This is a genomic window from Streptomyces sp. AK010 (genome assembly GCF_014207295.1).
GTDB lineage: Bacteria > Actinomycetota > Actinomycetes > Streptomycetales > Streptomycetaceae > Streptomyces > Streptomyces massasporeus.
This window is the reverse complement of record NZ_JACHCX010000006.1, coordinates 1-17,829: the sequence shown is the minus strand read 5'-3', so window position 1 is coordinate 17,829 and position 17,829 is coordinate 1. Positions and strand designations below refer to the sequence as shown.

The 17,829-nt window shown below is 73.2% G+C and carries 15 protein-coding genes; 11 read left to right on the top strand and 4 right to left on the bottom strand.

Annotated features, from left to right (window positions below; all coding sequences use genetic code 11):
• Window positions 1–224 precede the first annotated feature (224 nt).
• Window positions 225–1,511: an NAD(P)H-dependent oxidoreductase gene (locus tag HDC93_RS13470; RefSeq protein ID WP_185010486.1), complete on the bottom strand. Its 1,287-nt coding sequence runs from the start codon at window positions 1,509–1,511 to the stop codon at window positions 225–227.
• Between the two features lie 473 nt (window positions 1,512–1,984).
• Between HDC93_RS13470 and HDC93_RS13465 the strand changes: the two genes are divergently transcribed.
• The 6 genes from HDC93_RS13465 to HDC93_RS13440 all read left to right on the top strand — a co-directional run bounded on the left by HDC93_RS13465 (window position 1,985) and on the right by HDC93_RS13440 (window position 8,711).
• Window positions 1,985–3,685, top strand: coding sequence for an ABC transporter ATP-binding protein (locus HDC93_RS13465; protein ID WP_260419551.1), 1,701 nt, complete (start codon window positions 1,985–1,987; stop codon window positions 3,683–3,685).
• Complete coding sequence (locus HDC93_RS13460; RefSeq protein ID WP_185010481.1) at window positions 3,682–5,424, top strand: ABC transporter ATP-binding protein; 1,743 nt, start codon at window positions 3,682–3,684, stop codon at window positions 5,422–5,424. Before HDC93_RS13465 ends, HDC93_RS13460 begins: the two co-directional genes overlap by 4 nt.
• 68 nt (window positions 5,425–5,492) lie before the next feature.
• Window positions 5,493–6,254, top strand: a complete 762-nt coding sequence (locus tag HDC93_RS13455; protein ID WP_185010479.1) for a cyclopropane-fatty-acyl-phospholipid synthase family protein — start codon at window positions 5,493–5,495, stop codon at window positions 6,252–6,254.
• A 91-nt stretch (window positions 6,255–6,345) separates the two neighbouring features.
• On the top strand, window positions 6,346–7,035 hold the full coding sequence (locus tag HDC93_RS13450; RefSeq protein ID WP_185010477.1) for a StsF protein: 690 nt from the start codon (window positions 6,346–6,348) through the stop codon (window positions 7,033–7,035).
• Window positions 7,032–8,024 (top strand): phosphotransferase family protein, encoded by a 993-nt coding sequence (locus HDC93_RS13445; RefSeq protein ID WP_185010475.1) that lies wholly within the window; start codon window positions 7,032–7,034, stop codon window positions 8,022–8,024. Before HDC93_RS13450 ends, HDC93_RS13445 begins: the two co-directional genes overlap by 4 nt.
• Window positions 8,025–8,066: 42 nt before the next feature.
• Complete coding sequence (locus HDC93_RS13440) at window positions 8,067–8,711, top strand: HAD family hydrolase (protein WP_185010473.1); 645 nt, start codon at window positions 8,067–8,069, stop codon at window positions 8,709–8,711.
• Between the two features lie 6 nt (window positions 8,712–8,717).
• Here HDC93_RS13440 and HDC93_RS13435 read toward each other — a convergent pair whose 3' ends face one another.
• Entirely contained in the window at window positions 8,718–9,992 is a 1,275-nt protein-coding gene (locus HDC93_RS13435) for a DegT/DnrJ/EryC1/StrS family aminotransferase (RefSeq protein WP_185010471.1), read from the bottom strand.
• A gap of 232 nt (window positions 9,993–10,224) precedes the next feature.
• Here HDC93_RS13435 and HDC93_RS13430 point away from each other — a divergent pair, with 232 nt between their 5' ends.
• Window positions 10,225–11,748 (top strand): GMC family oxidoreductase, encoded by a 1,524-nt coding sequence (locus tag HDC93_RS13430; protein WP_185010469.1) that lies wholly within the window; start codon window positions 10,225–10,227, stop codon window positions 11,746–11,748.
• A gap of 43 nt (window positions 11,749–11,791) precedes the next feature.
• A complete protein-coding gene (locus HDC93_RS13425; RefSeq protein WP_185010468.1) occupies window positions 11,792–13,027 on the top strand; it encodes a DegT/DnrJ/EryC1/StrS family aminotransferase in 1,236 nt (411 codons plus the stop codon).
• A 49-nt stretch (window positions 13,028–13,076) separates the two neighbouring features.
• Here HDC93_RS13425 and HDC93_RS13420 read toward each other — a convergent pair whose 3' ends face one another.
• Window positions 13,077–13,850, bottom strand: coding sequence for an inositol monophosphatase family protein (locus HDC93_RS13420; protein WP_185010467.1), 774 nt, complete (start codon window positions 13,848–13,850; stop codon window positions 13,077–13,079).
• Between the two features lie 128 nt (window positions 13,851–13,978).
• Here HDC93_RS13420 and HDC93_RS13415 point away from each other — a divergent pair, with 128 nt between their 5' ends.
• From HDC93_RS13415 to HDC93_RS13405, 3 genes are read left to right on the top strand one after another with little or no spacing between them, the layout of a single operon-like run.
• Window positions 13,979–14,911 (top strand): aminoglycoside phosphotransferase family protein, encoded by a 933-nt coding sequence (locus HDC93_RS13415; RefSeq protein WP_185010465.1) that lies wholly within the window; start codon window positions 13,979–13,981, stop codon window positions 14,909–14,911.
• 55 nt (window positions 14,912–14,966) lie between these two features.
• Entirely contained in the window at window positions 14,967–16,025 is a 1,059-nt protein-coding gene (locus HDC93_RS13410) for an inosamine-phosphate amidinotransferase 1 (protein WP_185010464.1), read from the top strand.
• Between the two features lie 14 nt (window positions 16,026–16,039).
• Window positions 16,040–16,642, top strand: a complete 603-nt coding sequence (locus HDC93_RS13405; RefSeq protein WP_185010462.1) for a dTDP-4-dehydrorhamnose 3,5-epimerase family protein — start codon at window positions 16,040–16,042, stop codon at window positions 16,640–16,642.
• A gap of 79 nt (window positions 16,643–16,721) precedes the next feature.
• Here HDC93_RS13405 and rfbD read toward each other — a convergent pair whose 3' ends face one another.
• Window positions 16,722–17,636, bottom strand: a complete 915-nt coding sequence (gene rfbD / locus HDC93_RS13400; RefSeq protein ID WP_185010460.1) for a dTDP-4-dehydrorhamnose reductase — start codon at window positions 17,634–17,636, stop codon at window positions 16,722–16,724.
• Window positions 17,637–17,829: the final 193 nt, after the last annotated feature.

Sequence of the window (17,829 nt, the reverse complement as noted above, 5' to 3'; positions counted from 1 at the left end):
CGGCCTTGCGCGAGGCGCTCCGGGAGCGCGAACACCGGCGCGGTGTCACCGCGCGGCTCATGGACGGACAACTCCGCACGCACGTCGTGGTTCCCCATTTCCGCAGCTTCCTGGCCTGGCCCAGCGATACTGCGGCACCACGGGGGCCTTGCCGCAAGCCCCCCGGTGGGCTACACATCGAGAGTGGCGAGGAGTGGGTGCACCTCCTTACTCCCGTGGTGGGGTCAGACGGCGAACAGTGTGTCCTGCTCCGCGCGGAGCGTGTCGACGAGCCGCCTCGGCGGGAGGGTCACGTCCCCGTAGCTGAGCACGGTGTCCTTGGCGACGGCTCGGCGCAGCACGCAGCCCTCGGAGATGCCCATCGGCAGCAGGTCGTCCGCCCGTGTCACGGCGTGCGACTCGGCCACCCCGTAGGCGTCGTAGCCGCCGATCCCGTCCAGCACCGTGCCGGTCGGCAGGTCCCGCTTGGCGGTGGCCACCACATCGACACGGGGACCCGCGGGCGGGGTGAGGGCCGCGTCGCCGAAGTCCACGGCACGGACCACGGTGTGCGGCACCTCGAAGTGGCACAGGTGGTAGGGCGTGTAGAAGGCGTACAGAGGGCCGCGGCCGAGCTTGTACAGCTCCAGGTAGCTGCGCTGCGCCGGGTCGTCGTGGGTGCCGAGGACGTACACACCGGGGGCGGGCTTGGTGCCTACCACGTAGTCCACGATGCCGCCGTACTCGCGCAGTTCGTCGACGTCGTACATCTGGGTCAGCTCGTCGACGTGGCCGGTGTGGTCACGTCCGTACATGCCGCGCCGGGGCACGGTGAAGCCGAAGGCGTTGGCCACGATCGCCTGCTCGAAGGAGACCTTCGTCCCGTCGGTGAAGCTGGTGATCATGTGGACGTTCTGGCCCCACCGGTCGGCGAACGGCTGCTGGGTGGTGGGGGTGCGGTACTCGTCCTGGAAGCCCTTGATGTTGCCGGCCACCAGCGGCGTCACGCCCAGACTGCGTACGAAGCGGAGCAGGTTGGCCTGCACCGCCGGCTGGTCGCCGTCCGCCCCGGTGAGCACCACCCCGGCCGAGCGGGCGCGGTGTGCGAGCAGCGGGCCCACGGTGCAGTCGAGCTCGGCGTTCATCGTCACCACCGGCAGGCCCCGCTCGATGGCGGCGATGGTGATCCGGGCGCCGAAGTCCACCGCACCGGTGACGTCCACCAGACAGTCGATGCCCTCTGCGGCGATCAGCGCGAACGCGTCCTCGGTGACCACAGGACGGCCCCCGGCCACCGCGGCCGAGATCGCGTCCGCCGTGTCGGCCCGCGCGGGCGCAAGCCCCGCCTCCTTGTAGGCGCGTTCGGCGTTGGCCGGATTGCGGTTGGAGATCGCCGCGACCCGCATGCCCGGCACCGAGGCGGAGATATGCCGTACCAGGCCGCGCCCCATGTAGCCGGCGCCCACCATGCCGACCCTGATCGGCCGATCCTCTTCCGCGCGGCGGCGCAGCGCGGTGTCGACAATGATCATCGGCTGCCCGCCGGAACCTCGGCCGACCCGGGTCGGCGGGCGGGGCGCGGTGCGCCCGCGCGGCGGCCGGGCGACGCGTCACACCGTTCGCCCGAGCGGAGAGGGCGTAAGGAGCGGGTGGGTGACCCGCGGTCGTCATCCGGTTGTTTCCGCTCGATGAGCGCCGCACTCGTCGGCGGAGTGGCGTGAACCAGCATGGCGAATCTCCGATGCCTGTCGATGTGTCAGGGAATTGCGAGGCTAGGTCGGTGGCACGAAGCTGGGCAACAGCCGCCGGAGCGCGTCACGCCGAAAGCGGCGCGGGGCTCTGGTGGCCGGCCTTTCGACTGCTTACCGTACGCAGTCGAACAACGAACTAGGTCACTGTGCAACGGAGTTGACGGTCCGACTGGCGCACTCGATATCGTCGCGCAATGCGTCCGCTCCCCGTCGCAGACCCAGGTCATCCCGATATCCGATCGGCCTCGCGCTATATGCTGTGGCTCGCCGGCCGTATCGCCGGGCCACTGAGCGCGGCGGCCTTCCTGGGCCTGCTCTGGCTCGGCTCGCAGGCACTCATGCCGGTCGTCGTCCGCGAGGCCATCGACGAGGGGCTCGTTCCCGGCGACATGCGCGCCGTGCTGCTGTGGTCCGCCGTGCTCCTCGGCCTCGGCGTGGTGCAGGCGGTGTCCGGCATGATCCGGCGCCGGCTGAGCATGCACAACGCGCTGGCCGCGGGCTTCCGCACGGTGCAACTCGTGGTCGGCCACGCGGGTCGGCTCGGCGCGGACCTCGAACGCCGCGTCGACGACGGTGAATTCGTCAGCGTCGGTACCTCCGACATGACGACCATCGGCAACGCCTTCGACGTCGTCGGCAGGGCCTTCGGCGCCGTCGTCTCGACCCTGCTGGTGGCCGTGGTGCTGCTCGACCAGTCGCCCTCCCTCGCCGTGCTCCTGATCGTCGCCCTGCCCGCGATCATCCTCACCATGGGCTACACCCTGCGCCCGCTGCACCGCAGACAGAGCGCCTACCGGGAGCTCCAGGGCGAACTGACCTCCCGGCTCACCGATGTGGTCACCGGCCTCCGGGTCCTGCGCGGCGTCGGCGGCGAGACCTCCTTCGCCCGCTCCTACCGCGAGCGCTCCCAGCGGGTGCGCGCCGCCGGCTCCCGGGTAGCCGGCGCCGAGGCCCTGATCCGTGCTGCCCAGGTGCTGCTGCCCGGCCTGCTGGTCGGCACCGTCACCTGGATCGGCGCCCGCGCCGCGCTGACCGGCGCGGTCACGCCCGGCGAGCTCGTCGCCTTCTACGCGTACGCCGCCTTCCTCGTCGAACCGCTCGCCATCTTCACCGACACCGCCGACCGGTTCGCCCGCGCCCACGTCGCCGCCCGCCGCGCCATCGCCGTGCTCGCCCTGCCGGCCGGTCCGCCCCACGGCACGCACGGCCGCACCCCGGTACCGGCCGGTGCGCACGACCTGGTCGACGAGGCCACCGGACTGGTCGTGACCGCCGGCTCGTTCCTCGTGGTCGTTGCGCCGCCGGCCGAGGGCGTACGCCTGGCCGACCGGCTCGGCGGCTACGCCGACGGGCCCGTCCGCTACGCCGGACTGCCGCTGACCGAGCTGCGACGCGACGACCTCCTCACACGCGTCCTCGTGGTCGACAACCGCTCCCGGCTCTTCCGCGGCCCCCTGCGCGACAGCCTCGACCCGCACCGCACCGCCGGCGACGATCAGGTGCTCGCCGCGCTGCGGGTGGCAGCCGCGGAGGACATCGTCGAGGCACTCCCCGACGGCCTGGACACCGAGATCACCGCTGACGGGAGCCGCTTCTCCGGCGGCCAGCGCCAGCGGCTGGTCCTCGCCCGCGCCGTGCTCGCCGACCCTGACGTCCTCGTCGTCGTGGACCCCACCTCCGCCGTCGACGCCCACACCGAGGACCGGATCGGCCGCCGGCTGCGGGCCGCCCGCGAGGGCCGCACCACCGTCCTCGTCAGCTCCAGCCCGCTGCTGCTCGACCACTCCCAGCAGGTCGCCCTCGTCCACGACGGCTTGGTCGTCGCCACCGGCGGCCACCGCGACCTGCTCGCGACCAGCGCCCCGTACCGCCGGGTCATCCAGCGCGAGACCGGCGCGGAGCCCACCCGGGACGCGCCCGCCACCAGCCTCGTCACCCGGGAGAACACGGAATGAGCAGGGCAGCACTGCCGGTCGCTGACACGGCCGAGGTACGCCGGCACGCCCGCGCCCTGGCCAGCCGCCACACCGGCGACCTCGCACGGCTGCTGGCGCTGCACGGACTGGCCGCGGCGTGCGGCCTGGTCGCCCCCTGGCTGATCGGCCGGCTCATCGACGAGGTGGTCGGCGGCACCACGGCCGGCACCGTCGACCTGCTCGCCCTCGGCCTGCTGGCCTCCCTGGTCGCCCAGGCCGCGCTCACCTACGGTGCGGTGCAGCGCTCCTGCCGGTTCGGCGAGAAGATCACCGCCGAGGTGCGCGAGGACTTCGTCGACCGGGTGGTGGACCTGCCTCTGTCCACCGTCGAGGACGCCGAACCCGGCGACCTGATCACCCGCGCCTCGCGCGACACCGATGCCCTCACCAACACCGTCCGCTACGCCGCGCCCGAGACCCTGATCGCCTCGCTCACCTGCCTGTTCACCTTCGGTGCCCTGCTGCTGACCGGCCCGCTCACCGCGCTGCCCAGCCTTCTCGCCGTCCCGCCCCTGTGGATCGGCACCCGCTGGTACCTGCGGCGCTCCGGCATCGCCTACCGCAGGCGCGGGGCCAGTTACGTGGCGCTCGGCGACAGCCTCGCCGAGACGGTGCCAGGGGCCCGCACCGCCGAGGCGTTCGGCCTCCAGCAATGGCGCCGCCGGGCGCTCGACCGCGACCTGGGCACGGCCTACCGGGCCGAGCGGCACACCATGTGGCTGCGCAGCTCCTGGTACCTGCTGGTGGAGCTCAGCTACGCCGTCCCGCTGGTCGCCACTCTCGCCATCGGCGGGCTGCTCCACACCCAGGGCCTCGCCTCGCTGGGCCAGGTGGTCGCCGCGACCCTCTACGTACGGCAGCTGATCTTCCCTCTGGACGACGTGCTGAGCTGGATGGACGAGCTCCAGATCGGCTCGGCCTCGCTGGCCCGGGTCCTCGGGGTGAGCAAGCTGCCCGCCGACCGCGAGCCCACCGGCGCCCGGCCCGCGGGCCAGGACCTCACGGCCCGCGCGGTCACCTACTCCTACGTGCCAGGGCGCCCCGTCCTGCACGGCGTCGACCTGGAACTCGCGCCGGGCGAACGGCTCGCCGTGGTCGGCCCCTCCGGCTCCGGCAAGTCCACCCTCGGCAAGCTGCTCGCCGGCATCTACCACCCCGGCTCCGGCACGGTCCGCCTCGGCGGCGTACCGCTGGTCGAGCTGAGCACCCGCGACCTGCGCGGCCGCGTCGCCCTGGTCACCCAGGAACACCACATCTTCCGCGGCACCCTGCGGGAGAACCTCACCCTCGCCCGGCCGGTCGCCGACGACGCCGAGGTGCACCGCGCCCTGGAGGTGGTCGGCGCTGGCGACTGGGTGGCGGCCCTGCCGGACGGCCTGGACACCCCTGTCGGCTCCACCGGGCACGACCTCACCGCCGCACAGGCCCAACAGGTGGCACTGGCCCGCCTGTTGCTCGCAGACCCGCACACCCTGGTGCTCGACGAGGCCACCGCGCTGCTCGACCCGGCCACGGCACGGCACACCGAACGAGCCATGGCCGCCGTCCTGAGCGACCGGTCCGTCATCGCCATCGCGCACCGGCTGCACACCGCCGAGGACGCCGACCGGATCGCGGTCGTCGAGAACGGCCGTATCACCGAACTGGGCAGCCACCACGAACTGCTGGCCGCCGGCGGCGCCTACGCCGCACTGTGGCGCGCCTGGCACAGCGAATGAAATAGCGGTACCCGGACGGCGATTGAAATCGTTGCGGTGAATACGGCTCCGGTCCTAGCCTGAGGAATATGAACCCAAGGAATCCGCATGTGGATTGGGACGCCCTTTTCGGCGACGACTACGACTACTTCGATCTCCCCGATCTCACACCGGAACTGAGTGAGAAGGAAGCGTCCAGCATGGTCGCACTCGGCGGATTCGAACCGGGAATGGACCTCCTGGACGCCCCGTGCGGGCACGGCCGGCACGCCAACGTGCTGGCCTCGCGCGGCTATCGGGTGGTCGGCATCGACCGCGACGAGCGCTTTCTCGCGATGGCCGGCAGCGAGGCCGGGAAAATGGGCATCCAGGTCGATTACCGGCACGTCGACCTGCGGGAGATGTCCTTCGAGGCGGAATTCGACGCGGCCGTCTCCTGGTACAGTTCCTTCGGCTACTTCGACGACGAGACGGACCGCGACATACTCCGGCGCTATCGCCGCGCACTCCGTCCCGGCGGCCGGTTCCTGCTCGACATGCATTCCCCCTACCGGCACATTCCGAGCGTGCTCGCCAATCACGAGATGCACGTCGACATCCTGCGCCGGGGATCGGACATGGCCGTCGACATCCAGGAACTGGACGCCGAGGCCAGCCGCTACTACGCGGAGAAAATCACCATCCGCGACGGCAAGGCGGAGCGGGCCCGCTACAGCGTCCGCATGTTCACCGCCCCCGAGATCCTCGAGTGGTTCCGGGCCGCCGGCTTCTCCCAAGCGCGGGTCATGAACGAGTCCGGCGGCACCTTCACCGTCAGCAGCCGCCGCCTGGTGGTCCTCGGCACCGCCTGACCCACCCCGCGCCCGTCCCCGCCGGGTCACGCGTGCCCGGCCTCGTCCAAGACAGCCCACCGTGACGACCATCCGCGAAAGAGGGGTTCTTGTGGACATCCACTCCGCCCATCCCGTGGCCTCGACCAGCCGGTTCCGTACCAAGGGCGCCGACATCGGCGTCGACGCCCTGCGCGCCCACTACTCCGCCCACCGCTGCGCCCAGATACCGCGGGTCACCGACGTCACCGAGCTCAAGGCGGCGGCCCTGTCGGCCTACCGCGAACTGGGCGACGAGGTCGAGCTCGACGCCCAGGAGCACACCTCCGCCGACGGCGCGCTCGGCTACGGCTTCCGGCTGCGGCGCATCGACGCCAAGACCGACTCACCGGCCCGCGCCGAACGCGTCACCACCGTCCTGCGGGACTACGGCCTGCTCGACTGGGCCGAACACGCGGCACACCAGCTGCTGCCCGTCGTCGACACCATCACCGGCCGCCGACTGCACTACGAGCGGGCGTTCGTCCTGGTCTACCGCGAGGGCGACTACATCGGCCCGCACGGCGCCGAGGAGGACACCGACCTCGACCGGTTCAACCTCCAGTTCCCGCTCTGCTACGGCACCGTCGGCTCCATGCGCGTCCTGCGCGAGGGCTTCCTGGAGCCGATGTACGACCGCGACGGCGACGCCCGCCTCCTCGGCCCGCGCATGTGGCACGAGGTACCGCCGCTGCTCCGGCTGCCCGACGGTCCGGACCCGCTGCGCCTGGTCGTGTCGCTGCGACTGAGGGCGCACGGATGACCGGCGTCACCACCGGCGCCGAACGCGCGGCGCGCGCCGCCGAGACCGCCGCCGTGGCCGCCGAGGTCTTCCGGCGCCACGGCGCGGACTTCGCGGCCGCCCGCCGCGCGGCCGGCTGGACGAACGCCACCTGGCTGGGCGGCGGGCTCGCCGTACGCGTCGCCGGTTCCGCCGGCGCCCGGGACCTGGTCCGCGAGACCCGGCTGGCCGCTCTGCTGCCCCCCGAGGTGGGCTACCCGACGGTGCTGGACTCCGGCGCGACCCGCGGCTTCGAGTGGGTCGTCACCCGGGAGATCGCCGCGACCAGCCTGGACGACGCCTGGGACACCCTGGACGGCGAACGGCGCGTGGCCGCGGCCCGCCGGCTGTGGGAGCGCGCCCGGGCGGTGCACCGGGTCGACCAGACCGCCGCCGCGGCCGTGGCCCGGCTCCACAACCCCTTCTACGCGCGCTCCCCGGACGAGGGCGGGGCCGCCCTCCTGCGGCTGCACACGGCCGGGGTGCTCACCCGGGACGAACGCGCACGGCTGAGTGCCGCGCTCGACCGCCACTGGGCGGCCCTGCCCGACGCCCCCCGGGTGCTCAACCACGGCGACCTCTCCCCGGTGAACGCGCTGTGGGACGGCACCGACGTGGTGGCTCTGCTGGACTTCGAGTTCGCCGTGCTTGCCCCCGTACAACTGGACCTGAACGAACTGGTGAAGCTGGCCTTCGCGCCCCCGCCGGCCGGCGCCGGGCCGACCGCCCGGGAACGCGCCGACCGGGCACTGCTCCAGGAGGCGGTGGCCGAACTGGCCCGGCCCCTGCTGCGCACCGACGCGGACGACGACCTGCTGATCGGCCACTCCATCCAGCTGGAGACCTGGGGGCTGGAGCGCGAGCTGGCCAAGCCCGGCAGGAAGTCCTACGAGGACTGGGAGCCGTACCGGATGCTCGTCGCCTGCGCGCACACTGACGGCGGTCATTACGCCCCCCTGCTGGGGCGTTGAGCCCGCGGGGCCGTCACCGGCCCCCGGGGAAGGGTCTGAAGCATGATTCGAGCGCTGTTCGTGGACGCCGGCGGCGTGCTCTACAACAACATCAACGAGGAGACGGACTTCCTCGACCGGGTGGCCGACCGCTACGGCGTGGACCGCGCCGAACTCGCCCGGCGCGTCGAGGCGTCGGCGCCCCGGTACGAGAGCGGCGCCCGCCATGTGCACCAGGTGCTGAGAAGCCTCGTCGCGGACGGAGCGGGGCCACCGGCCGGCACACCCGAGGAGGCGCGGTGGCTGGACCGCGCGTACCTGGACTCCGTCCGTGCCCACCGGGACAACTTCCGCGCCCTGCGCCGCCTGCGGCAGGAGCGACCGGGCCTGACGACGGTCCTCACCAACAACGAGGCGGAGCACTGGGACCGTATGAAGGACGCCGCCTACGGGCACTTCGCCCTGTTCGACGCGCTGTACTCGTCATGGCGCGTGGGCCGGGTGAAACCGGCGCTGTCGTTCTTCACCGAGGCCCTGCGGGGCTGCCGGGTGGCGGCCGCCGAGACGCTGCTCGTCGACGACCGCGTCACGGTGCTGCGGGTGGGGGCGGAACTGGGGATGCACACGCTGCACGTGTCCACCCCCGAGGTCCTCGCCGAGCGGCTCGGCCCGGCGATCCGTGGGGACGTGCTGCCTTCCATTCCGTGACCCCCTTCAGCGGTGGATCTCCCGGACGTTGTCCAAGACCTTTTGGAACGCCCGGGCGATGTCGTCGATGGCGTCGAGCGGGGCCAGCAGCACCTCGTGTCCGAAGCTCACCACGCTCTCGTGGATGCGCTTGGCGACCGGAAGGTCGAACCGCGCCGGGTCCACCCGCTGCAGGTAACGCGCGTCGGTGGCGAACCGCCGGCGCGAGGCGGGTCGGTGCAGCGGATTGTCGTTCAGCGGCCGGTGGGTCAGCATCACCGGGAAGCCCAGCTCGGCGGTGAGCGCCCGGGCGATCCGGTCCACCGGCGCCACCGCCAGCACCTCGTCGGGCAGCCGCACCATGTAGCGGTAATAGGCCCGGGCGGTGGTCCCCGGTGAGGTGTCCTGCACCGTCATCCCCATGTCGGTGAGCCGGCCGGTCAGATGGTCGGCGGCACGCACCCGGCGGGCGTTCTGCCCGTCGAGCAGGGCCAGCTGGTCCAGAAGCACAGCCGCGTGGAACTCCGACAGGCAGGCGTTGCTGCCCATCAGCCGGCCGGTCTCCTCCAGCTCCATCTCGCCCACACCCACCGGTTCCTGGCGCAGCACCCGCCCGTCCGCCCGCAGGTGCTCCGCGCGGTTGGCGATCTCCGCGTCATCGGTCACCAGCGCACCGCCCTCGCCGCAGGTCAGCAACTTGCTGCCCTGCATGCTGAACACCCCCGCCGCACCGAACGCACCCACCGGCCAGTCGCCGTAACCGGCGCCGTGCGCGTGCGCGCAGTCCTCGATCAGGGGCAGACCGTGCCGCTGGGCGATGTCCAGCAGCGAGTCCAGGTCCGCCACGGCCGAGTACGCGTGCACCACGGTGATGGCCCGGGTCCGCTCCGTGATCGCCGACTCCACGGCGGCCGGATCGAGGCAGTACGTGGCCGGATCGACGTCCACCAGCACCGGTACGGCGTTGATGCCGAGCACGGCCGACGCGGACGCCACCCAGCTCAGCCCGGGCACGATCACCTCGTCCCCGGCCCCCACCCCGCACGCCTCCAGCGCGATGGCCAGCGAGGCGGTTCCCGTCGCCATCGGCACGCACATCGCCGAACGGCAGTAGTCCGCGAATGCGGCCGCGAATTGGCGCTCGTAGGACTGCCGCCCCTGATATGCGCAGCTGATGGTCCAGCGGCCGCTGGTCAATACGTCCTCGAGGCTTTTCAGTGCTCGCTCGCCCGGCTGTGGCCAGCGGGGCCACTCCCGCTCCGTCAGACGCGGTCCACCGGAGATCGCCAGTGCATTTCCCATGATTGCCCTCGCTTTCGAGAATGCGACGGATGGGCATCGGAATTTACGCACCCCCACCAGCCGTACGCCACAGTGCGTACGGCACGCACGGACCACCAGGAACTCCCGGCCGTGTTCGACCGGGGAAGGCACGCAGTCGAACGGGATGGGTACGCTGCGGCAAACCGGCCGCCCGGATATCAGGTCGCCTCTCCGCGGCCGGAGGCGGGAAGAATCAGGCGAGGAGTCAGAGATGTCCGGCAGTCCCCCGTCGCACCACCACCCGGCCGCCTCCCGTGCCGATGGACCGGGCCCGTGGGGGCCCCTCCAGGGGCACGCCCGGACGGTCATCGTCGGCGGCGGCCTCGCGGGCGTCGAACTCGCCGCCGCGCTGGCCGGCCACGGCGCCGAGGACGTCCTGCTGCTGGAGGCGGGCCCCGGGGAGGACCTGTCCCACATCCACATGACCCACCCGCGGGGGGCCGCCACCGAGGTCGTCTTCGCGCCGGAGCGCGACCCGCACTTCCACCGGCCCTGGCGGTCCGACGCGCCCCCGCACTACACCGGCATCTCCGGGCTGCGACGCCGGCTGGGCGGCCGGTCCCTGTACTGGCACGGCGTCATCCTGCCGCTGGAGGACTGGGCACTGCGCCCGCCCGCGTGGCCCGCCGAGGTCGTGGCCGACCTGACCACCGCCGCCGCCGGAGGGCCGTCCTGGTACGACCGGGTCACCGCGGACCTGACCGCCTGGAGCGGCGGCGTCCTGTGGGACCCCGCGCAGCCCGCCCGAACCCCGTTCGGCGGCTGGGAGTTCCGCCCGCTGCCCCGGGCCTGCCGGCACGTGCCCGGCACGGGCCGCTGGGAGGCGTACACCGCGCTGGCCGCCTGGCGCGGGCCCGGCGGCCGCCCCGCCCCGCCCCCCGGTGTCCGGGTGCGCTGCGACACCGACGTGCTCGCCGTGGACGTGCGGGACGGACGGGCCCGCGGGGTCCGGGTGCGCGCCGCCGACGGCACCGTGGCGACGGTCGCCGCCGACACCGTGGTGCTGTGCGCGGGCACCGTGGAGAGCACCCGGCTGGCCGCGCACGCCCTCACCGAGGCGGGCGCACTGCGCGCCCCCCGGCTCGGCGGCCTCGCCGACCACATCGTGCAGGGCTTCGTGGTCCGGCTGCCCGCCGGCCGACTGCCCGCACCCGGCTCGTACCACCTCCCGGCGGATCCCGTGCTGCGCTCCTACCTGCGGATGGACGTGTACGACGAGGGTCACGGCGAGGCGCTGCTGGACGTGCGGGTCACCGGCGAGCAACTCCCCAGCGATGACAGCGTGGTGGAGTGCCGGCCGTCCGCCGGACAGCCCTGGCGGGCGCACGTCCGCACCGCACTGCTGCCCGAGGACCGCAAGATGATCGGCGGACAGCGCGACCTGCTGCGCGACTTCTGGGCGGCGGCCGCCCGGGAACTGGGACTGCCCGCCACTCCGCTGGAGTTCACCGGCTTCGGTGACGCCGACCGCGACAACACCCGGGTGCTGCCCGACCACACCCGCGGCCAGTCCACCGGCCGGCCCGAGACCTGGGCGAGCCTGCTCGGCACCGAGGACCACGAGGGCGGCAGCCTGCCGCTCGGCCGGCTGCTCGACGCGCGCCAGGCCTTCCCCGCGCTGCCCGGCCTGTACGCCGCCGGGCCGGCCGTGTTCCCCCGGCTGGGCGCCGCCAACCCGTCCTTGACCACCATCGCGTTGTCCCGTCGGCTCGCCGCCCTGCTCGCGGCCTGCTGACACCGCACCCCGGACCACGGGGCGACACCCAGGAGGAACCACAGTGCCGGGACCGGGCTACCGCTTCTTTGGCGACGAGGAGCGCGCCAATGTGATGGCCGTGCTCGACCGCTGGTACGCGGGCCGAGAGGCGTTCGACGACCCCGGCGAGGGGGAGTGGGTGCGCCGCTTCGAACGGGCGGCGGCCGAGCGCTTCGGCGCCGCCCACTGCCTCGGCGTCAACAGCGGGACCTCCGCGCTGGTCGCCGCCCTCGTGGGCCTCGGCATCGGACCGGGTGACGAGGTCATCGTGCCCGGCTACATGTTCGTCGCCTCGATCGCCGCGGTACTGCACTGCGGTGCCGATGTGGTGCTCGCCGAGATCGACGAGTCCCTCACCCTGGACCCGGTCGACGTACGGGCCCGGATCACCCCCCGCACCCGGGCGATCATGCCCGTGCACATGCTTGGCGCCCCTTCGGACATGGACGCGCTGCGCGCCCTCGCCGACGAACACGGCCTGCTCCTGCTGGAGGACTGCGCCCAGAGCGCCGGCGGCAGTCACCGGGGCCGCCCGCTCGGCACCCTGGGCAGCGCCGGCACCTTCTCCCTCAACCACTACAAGGTGATCACCTCGCTCCAGGGCGGGTTCGTGCTCACCGACGACCCGCTGGTCTTCCAGCGCGCCTACTCCTTCCACGACCAGGGCTGGTTCCCCTACCGCCAGGACAGTGGCCGGGGCGACCTACTGCTCGGCATGAACCTGGGACTCGGCGAACTGCACGCCGCCGTGGCGCTCGCCCAGCTCGGCAAGCTCGACCGCATCCTCGGCCGGGTCCGCGACGTCAAACAGCGGCTGGTCCGGGCCGTCGGCGAACTGCCCGGAGTGCGCCGCAGGCACCTGCACGACCCCGAGGGGGAGTGCGGCACGACCGCCGTGTACGTCTTCGACGACGCCGCGCACGCCCGGGACGTCGCCGCCCGGCTCGGCACCCGGACGCTCCTCGACTCGCCGACGCACTACTACGGCGGGCTGCCCGCGCTCACCGCGTTCGGCCGCGGCGACCGTTCCACCGTGCCCTTCCGCGCCCCCGGAGGGCGCCCCGCCCCGCGCGCGTTCGAGCCCGGCGCCCTGCCCCGCACCGACAGCGTCCTCGCGCGTTCCCTCGCCCTGGCCACCGGCGTCTCCGACGGCTACCTCGGCCCCGGATTCGGCGTCCACCCCGGCTCTTCGGACGCCGAGATCGACGGCGCGGCGGACACCTTCCGCCGCGCCGTCAAGGGCGAGGCGCTGACCTGAGCGGTGCGGGCCGCCCGGGGCCGGCCGGCGGCGGTGCCGGCCGGTGACGTCACACCCCCGCGTCCCGCAGCAGCCCGGTCAGCCCGTCCGCGACGCCGTCCGCCGCGTACACCAGCCAGCATCCGTCCAGCCGGCTGCCGCCGCACAGGTCGTCGACGCGCCCCCCGGCCTCCCGCACCAGCAGGGCGGCCGGGGCGCGGTCCCAGACGTGGCCGCCCTCGTCGACTACCGCGTCGGCCCGGCCCTCCAGCAGGTCCGCGACCAGGCACACCGGGGACTCCACCCACCGGACCCGGCCGCGCACCGGCTCGACGGGGGAACCCGGCATCAGGAAGCCGCCCACTCGGGCCTCACCTAGCGGCACCGCGGCCCCGGGGATGCGCAGCGGACGTGCCGCCGACAACGGCTGTCCATCGGTGGACGCGAACGCCCCCCGGCCCTGGACCGCCCACCACCTCACACCCTCGGTGGGCCGGCTCAGCACGGCGGCCCGCAGCGCACCGTCGACCTCCAGGGCCACATGGGTGCCCCAGTCGCGCGCCCCGGCCAGGAACGGGATCGTCCCGTCGATGGGGTCCAGTATCCAGCGGCGCCGGGACGTGGTCCTCAGCGCGCCGCACTCCTCGCTCAGCACCGCGTCCCCGGGCCGTTCCGCCGCCAGCACCGCCAGCATTGCCCGCTCCACGGCGAGGTCGGCCTCGCTGACCGGGCTGCCGTCGCTCTTGTGCCGCGCGGCCGGCCGCCGTCCGAAGAATCCCAGCGCCAATTCACCCGCCAGATCGGCGAGTCGGTGCGCCAGCAGTACGTCACTGTCATTCTCCATCGGCCCACCATATCCACGGATGGATTACCGGCGGCGCGCCGCATTCCCCGCCGGCGTTCCCCGGCACCGGACAGTTGAACACCCGCGTGGAAAAAGTCCCGTGGCCGTTCCCGGTGTTAGCCTCTGGCATGCTCTTGGAGAACAAGCTCGTGGATCGCCGGAGCCTCGTCCGGCTTGTCGAGGAGAACTTCCAGGAATACATACCGAGCGGCCGGGAATTGCCCGAGCCGGAATTCTTCCCGCTCGGCGAGGACAGTTGGTCCTACCGCTGCGGACCCCTGTGGATCAGTGTCCGCCGCGATCTGGACGGGCATTTCCCCGGGGCGTACGAAGTGGCGCTCCTGCTGCGCGAGAGCGGCAAGGAGTACGTGCTCGCCCCGCTCGCCGGGCGGGACGGACGGGTGGTGCACCGGATCGCCGACTTCCCCGTCGTGGTCTTCCCGTACGTGGAGCGTGCCACCGCCTCCTCGGCGCCACCCAGCCCCGCACAACTGGACCTGCTGAAAGGCCAGTTGCGTGACGTGCACGGCTTCGAGCCGCCCGCCACCCGGCACGTCGACGTACCCACCGAGGACTTCCGCTTCCCCTTCGAGAACGACCTCGACAAGGCGCTGGAGGCGGCCCTGAACGGCGGCGCCGCGGAGTGCGGCCCCTACGGCGGTCGGCTGGCCGGTCTGGTGGCCCGTCGGTGGGACCACCTCACCGCGCTGCGCGAGGAAGCCGCCCGGGTGGCGGCCCGGTGCACCGCGCAGTGGCGCGGCGAACGCCCCGCGCTGACCCACGGCGACCCCAGCCCGGCGAACGTCCTGTTCGGGCGGGGCGTGGACATCATCGACTGGGGCGGGGCGATGTGGGCCCCGCCGGAACGCGACTGGGCCGCCCTGACCCGGGTGTTCGACGCCGCCCCCGAGGGCCGCCCGGTGTTCCTGCGCTTCTACGAACTGCGCTGGACGCTCGCCGAGATCGCCGAGTACGCCAGCCGCTTCACCGGCCCCCATACCGGGGACGCCGACGACGACGCCATGTGGGGCCGGCTGGCCCGCTACCTGCCCGCCGCCTGAAGCCCCGTACACCGCCGCAAGCGTCCCGTGACCGACTCGTACCGGAGGGTTGGCCGTGAGCCTGGTCAGTGTCCACAACGAATGGGATCCGTTGGAGGAGGCCGTCGTCGGCACCGCCCTCGGCGCCCGGGTGCCGGTCGCCGACCGGAGCCTGCTCGCCGTCGAGTACGCCGAGTACGCCGGGCCCGGCCGCTGGCAGGACGTGCCCACGGGCCCCTACCCGGACCGGGTCGTCAAGGAGACCGAGGACGAACTGGAGGAGCTGTGCGAGGAGTTGCGCGGCCTCGGCGTGACCGTCCGCCGCCCCCGCCCCCGCGCCCGCGACCACGCCGCCCGCGTGCGGACCCCCGACTGGGAGAGCGACGGGTACCACGACTACTGCCCCCGCGACGGGCTGCTCACCGTCGGGAACACAGTCATCGAGGCCCCGATGGCACTGCGCGCGCGGTACCTGGAGTCGTCGGCCTACCGGGAGCTGCTGATGGAGTACTTCACCAGCGGCAGCAGATGGGTGTCCGCGCCCAAGCCCCGGCTCGCCGACACGATGTACGACCCGGGCGCGCCCCCCGGCGAGCGGCTGCGCGAGCTGGAGCCGGTGTTCGACGCGGCAAATGTGCTGCGGCTGGGCACCGACCTGCTGTACCTAGTCTCCGACAGCGGCAACGAGCTGGGAGCCCGCTGGCTCCAGTCGGCCCTCGGCGAGACGTACACCGTCCACCCCTGCCGCGGCCTGTACTCCTCCACCCATCTCGACTCCACCCTCGTCCCCCTGCGGCCGGGCCTCGTCCTGGTCAACCCCGCCAGGGTGACCGAGGACAACCTGCCCCACGTGCTGCGCTCCTGGGAGCGGATCGAGTGCCCCGAGCTCATCGGCCTCGGCTACGCCGGAGACGTACCGCACTGCTCCCCGTGGATCGGGATGAGCCTGCTGGTGCTCCGGCCGGGCCTGGTCGTCGTGGACCGCAGGCAGCGGGGGCTGATGCGGGTGCTGGAACGGCACGGCGTGGACGTCCTGCCGCTGCGGCTCACCCATGCCCGGATGCTCGGAGGGGGCTTCCACGGCGTCACCCTCGACGTCCGCAGGTCCGGAACCCTCGAGACCTACCGCTTCTGACGAGAGGAGAGCGGATGCGTCCGCTGAGTGTGGACGGCGCCTGGCTGGCCGAGAGCCGTGCGTTCGCCGACGACCGGGGCGAGTTCCAGGAGCTGTACAGCGGCCGGGAGCTGAGCGCAGTGCTCGGTTACGAACCCGGCGTCGCCCAGGTCAACCGGTCCGTCTCGCGGCGCGGGGTGCTGCGGGGCGTGCACTTCGCCCAGGTCCCGCCCGGCCAGGCCAAGTACGTCACCTGTCTCAGCGGTGCCGTACTGGACGTGGTGGTGGACATCCGCGTCGGCTCGCCCACCTACCGTGCCTGGGACGCCGTCCGCCTCGACGACCCGCACCGTAGCCTGTACGTCGAGGCCGGGCTCGGCCACGCGTTCATGGCGCTCACCGACGACGCCGTCGTTGTCTACCTCACCTCGCGGGGCTACGCCCCCGGGCGGGAGCACGGCGTGCACCCGCTCGATCCGGACCTCGGCATCGCATGGCCCGAGGACATCGAGCCGGTGCTCTCGCACAAGGACCGGCAGGCCCCCGGCATCGCGGAGATGGAGCGGCGCGGCCTGCTGCCGGCGTACGGGGAGTGCGTCGCCTTCCACCGCTCCCTGCGCGAGCGGTCCGTGGCCTGAGCGCACGACTGGACGGCCCACCGGTGGACCTCCACCGGTGGGCCGTCGTCCGCGTGCGCCCCCGGCCGGAGGCGGCACCTCACCGCGGGGGCACCGCCGAACGGCCCACCGCACCGCACAGCGTGGGGAACGCCTCCGCCAGCGCGGCGCGCCAGTCCCGCAACGGCTCCATGCCCACCTCCCGCCAGCGCGGCTGGTCCAGCACGCTGTAGCCGGGCCGCGTGGCCGGCCGGGCCAGCGCCCGGCTTGTGGTGGGACGGACCCGGTCGGGATCGGCGCCGAGCAGCCGGAACGTCTCGCGGGCCAGGGCGTACCAGGTGGTGCCGTCGGTGTTGGTCGCGTGGTAGACACCGGCGGGCGCCGCACCGGCGAGTGCCGCCGAGCCCAGCGCCGCCAGCCGGTCGGCGAGGTCGGCGGTCCAGGTCGGCTGGCCGTGCTGGTCGTCCACCACGCGCACGGTGTCCTGCTCGGCCTCCAGGCGGATCATCGTGGCCACGAAGTTGGGCCCGCCCGCCCCGTACAGCCAGGCGGTGCGGACCACGTAGCCGGCCTCCGGCAGGGTGCTCAGCACCGCCCGTTCCCCGGCCCGCTTGGTGTAGCCGTACACCGTGTGCGGAGCGGTGGGGTCGTCCTCCCGGTACGGCCGCGCGGCCGACCCGGCGAACACGTAGTCGGTGGAGAGCCGGAGCAGGACGGCGTGCAGGGCGCGGCAGGCCCCCGCGAGATGACGCGGCCCGTCGCCGTTCACCGCCATGGCCCTCGACGGCTCCGACTGCGCCGCGTCGACCGCGGTCCACGCCGCGCAGTTGACCACCACCGCCGGCCGGTGGCGTGCCAGTGCGGCCCGCACGGCCGCGCCGTCCGTGATGTCCAGGGCGCCGCGGCCGAGCGCGGTCACCGCCGCACCCCGGCGCAGCAGCAGGGAGGTGAGTTCGCGCCCCAGCATGCCGGACGCACCGGTGACGAGGCAGCGCGGGCGAGGGTACGGGGACATGGTGTCGGTCTCCGGGGGATGCGCGCCCGGCGTCGGGCGGAGGGAACCCAGGGGCGTGCTTTCGGATCGTGCCGGGCGCGGTCCGAAAGACGCCCTAGTACTCCAGTCTGACTTCGCGATCTTGAGTCGGGTCCGGCTGGGAACGGGTACGGCCACCGCGTGATCATCGGGGGTTGTGTGGACTCCTGAAGAT

Excerpts from the sequence above, each read along its gene's own strand:
- HDC93_RS13470 (WP_185010486.1), bottom strand. The coding sequence starts at position 1,511 with ATGATCATTGTCGACACCGCGCTGCGCCGCCGCGCGGAAGAGGATCGG.
- HDC93_RS13465 (WP_260419551.1), top strand. The coding sequence starts at position 1,985 with ATGCTGTGGCTCGCCGGCCGTATCGCCGGGCCACTGAGCGCGGCGGCC.
- HDC93_RS13460 (WP_185010481.1), top strand. The coding sequence starts at position 3,682 with ATGAGCAGGGCAGCACTGCCGGTCGCTGACACGGCCGAGGTACGCCGG.
- HDC93_RS13455 (WP_185010479.1), top strand. The coding sequence starts at position 5,493 with ATGAACCCAAGGAATCCGCATGTGGATTGGGACGCCCTTTTCGGCGAC.
- HDC93_RS13445 (WP_185010475.1), top strand. The coding sequence starts at position 7,032 with ATGACCGGCGTCACCACCGGCGCCGAACGCGCGGCGCGCGCCGCCGAG.
- HDC93_RS13440 (WP_185010473.1), top strand. The coding sequence starts at position 8,067 with ATGATTCGAGCGCTGTTCGTGGACGCCGGCGGCGTGCTCTACAACAAC.
- HDC93_RS13435 (WP_185010471.1), bottom strand. The coding sequence starts at position 9,992 with ATGGGAAATGCACTGGCGATCTCCGGTGGACCGCGTCTGACGGAGCGG.
- HDC93_RS13430 (WP_185010469.1), top strand. The coding sequence starts at position 10,225 with ATGTCCGGCAGTCCCCCGTCGCACCACCACCCGGCCGCCTCCCGTGCC.
- HDC93_RS13420 (WP_185010467.1), bottom strand. The coding sequence starts at position 13,850 with ATGGAGAATGACAGTGACGTACTGCTGGCGCACCGACTCGCCGATCTG.
- HDC93_RS13415 (WP_185010465.1), top strand. The coding sequence starts at position 13,979 with ATGCTCTTGGAGAACAAGCTCGTGGATCGCCGGAGCCTCGTCCGGCTT.
- HDC93_RS13405 (WP_185010462.1), top strand. The coding sequence starts at position 16,040 with ATGCGTCCGCTGAGTGTGGACGGCGCCTGGCTGGCCGAGAGCCGTGCG.
- rfbD (WP_185010460.1), bottom strand. The coding sequence starts at position 17,636 with ATGTCCCCGTACCCTCGCCCGCGCTGCCTCGTCACCGGTGCGTCCGGC.